The organism is Lamprocystis purpurea DSM 4197 (assembly GCF_000379525.1).
In the GTDB taxonomy this organism is placed as follows: Bacteria; Pseudomonadota; Gammaproteobacteria; order Chromatiales; family Chromatiaceae; genus Thiodictyon; species Thiodictyon purpureum.
On the sequence record NZ_KB902444.1, the window covers coordinates 1 to 2079 of the forward strand.

Genomic DNA, 2079 nt, shown 5'->3' on the forward strand with positions numbered 1-2079 from the left:
CGGCCACGCTGGGCCTTCCGGTCGCCAAGAACGCGGGGCTCCCACGTTACCGGACCCGCGCGTGGGATTCATGCAGGCTTGCCGAAAGGACACGAGCACGGAGCCGGCAATGGCAAACCTGCTTGCGACGGACAGTCGGGGGGCTGGACAGCGCGATTTCGGTGTCGAACCGAGTACGCGGTGTCGAAATCTCTCGGGCGAGTGCGAGCGAGAGCCTCCGCTGGGCCGGTTGGGCGGCGCCGGTGCCTGGAATTCAGATGCCGACGGCGGCCAAGGCGCGGCGTGGAGCGTGGGCGAAGGCTCGTGGGCAGTGGGGTCAGTTCTCGCGTAGGCGGCGGGGTCAGTTCTCGCACTGTAACATGCAAGAAGGCGAGAACTGACCCCCTCGCCCGCCACAGTCAACCTTGGGATCGATGGGATGGCGCATCATCGCAGTGCAGGCAGGCGTCGCCGGTGCGACAAGGGGCGCGGTTCCGGGGAACCGCGCCCGGCGGGAGGCACCGGCGGCTCAGCCGGGTCCGCTGCGCGGACCGCATTCCGCGCGGAACCAACCGACGCGCGTTCCGCGTCGGGTACTCGACCGGGTTTGCTGTGGAACCAGGAATTGACGACCCTGCCGCGTCTCGTAGAGTGCAGTCGGGTCTTGCATTCACACATGGGTGATTACAAGACCTGACACCATTCATTTGCTCTGGCCGTCAGTTTGCTTAAGGCTGATCCGGGTTTTCATTCCTTGTCTTCTTGGTAAATCAGCGTATTGCAAAGAGAATCCGAATGACTCTGCGATTTCCATCGCCGCGGCGTGAGAACGAACAAAATACTCATGAATCGAAGCGCTTTCGTTTGATAGCTCTACTTGGGTTCGGTGCTTTTCTTTTAAGATTTCCGACTCAATCATGGGTATTGCTCCTCGCTGAACAGTTCAAGGGGGGTAATAAGCTCTGGCGTCGATAATCCGAGCCGACCATTTATGACTCGAATATGCTTGCGCTTGTTCGCATTTGCCAGATGATTGCAGTTCCACGTAAGAAGGTAGTGGATTTCGTAGTAACTAGCGTATGCAAGATGAACTGCATCGCCTACGAGAGATCTTGGCATAACGTAATTCGCTATGTAGAATTCGACAACCTGCTCAAGATCCGACGTCAAAGGTAATAGCGGAATTGTTGACACCAGTGAGATAATTTCTGTCTTCTTGGGATAATTCCCAGTATTTAGCTCCTGCAGTACGGCGTCTGATATATAGAGATCATACTGGTCTGCCATTTCTGACCACCATTTTCTCGTGACTTCAGAAAACTGCCTCAGCGATTCGCGCTCATCGAAATAATAGCTTGGAATCGTAGAGTCGAGGTAAACTTTCTCTTTCATCACATCCCGCTATTTCATGTCCGACATACTGATGAGCTAGGCACCACAAAGCGCTACTACCCATGGTTTGCTTAGGCATAAGGGCTCCGACCCTGAGGTATCCCCACGAAATAACTCTCTCTATCAGCGAGATAGAGACGCTTTGAATGGCTGGCAGAGGCCCTGACGCCGGGATTCCGCTAACCTACTGATCTCTCGGTCAAGTTCGTGGGGATACCTCAGGCTCCGACCCCCTTTGCCCTTCCGCGTCGGGTACTCGACCGGGTTTGCTGCGGAACCAGAAATTGACGACAGGCCGAGATCACGACATCACGACCGCGTCTCGGGGTCAGACGGTTCCGGCTGGTCGGCGAGCAAGCGCTTCAGCCGCTCGATCTCGGCCAAAGCTTCGTCCTTGGCGGCTCGCTCCTGCTCCGCGTCTGCCCGTGCCTGCTCCTTCGCCACCCGCTCCTGCTCCTTCGCCGCCCGCTCCTGCTCCGCGTCCGCCCGCGCCTGCTCGACCTCCGCACGCAAGTCGTCGAATTCGAGTTGGATGCTCTGCTGTTCGCGCAGATAGTCCTGCCGCGCTTGGTAGGCATGGTAGGCGTGTTCTTTCTCGGAGAAGGCCTTCAGTGTGTTCATGGCTCGCCTCATCTCTTGGGTCTGCATCCAGGCCGGCAGGGCGTCCGCGTCCAGGCGCTCCGCCTCGGTGAAGAACTTCAGCCAGCG

At 57.9% G+C, this 2079-nt stretch carries 2 protein-coding genes and 1 pseudogene; all 3 read right to left on the minus strand.

The annotated features are described in order from the left end of the window. Positions 1-682: 682 nt before the first annotated feature. The gene (locus A39O_RS38090) at positions 683-898 is read right to left on the minus strand and encodes a hypothetical protein (protein WP_083924580.1); all 216 of its coding nucleotides are present in this window, start codon (positions 896-898) and stop codon (positions 683-685) included. Then, entirely contained in the window at positions 895-1371 is a 477-nt protein-coding gene (locus tag A39O_RS0108340) for a type II toxin-antitoxin system VapC family toxin (RefSeq protein WP_020504219.1), read from the minus strand. Before A39O_RS0108340 ends, A39O_RS38090 begins: the two co-directional genes overlap by 4 nt. A 309-nt stretch (positions 1372-1680) precedes the next feature. Continuing rightward, positions 1681-2079 (minus strand): annotated as a pseudogene (locus A39O_RS32635) (Rpn family recombination-promoting nuclease/putative transposase); the annotation flags it as partial.

Bases quoted from the DNA above. Each gene is read 5' to 3' on its own strand.
- A39O_RS0108340 (WP_020504219.1), bottom strand. From the start codon at position 1,371: ATGAAAGAGAAAGTTTACCTCGACTCTACGATTCCAAGCTATTATTTC.
- A39O_RS38090 (WP_083924580.1), bottom strand. From the start codon at position 898: ATGATTGAGTCGGAAATCTTAAAAGAAAAGCACCGAACCCAAGTAGAG.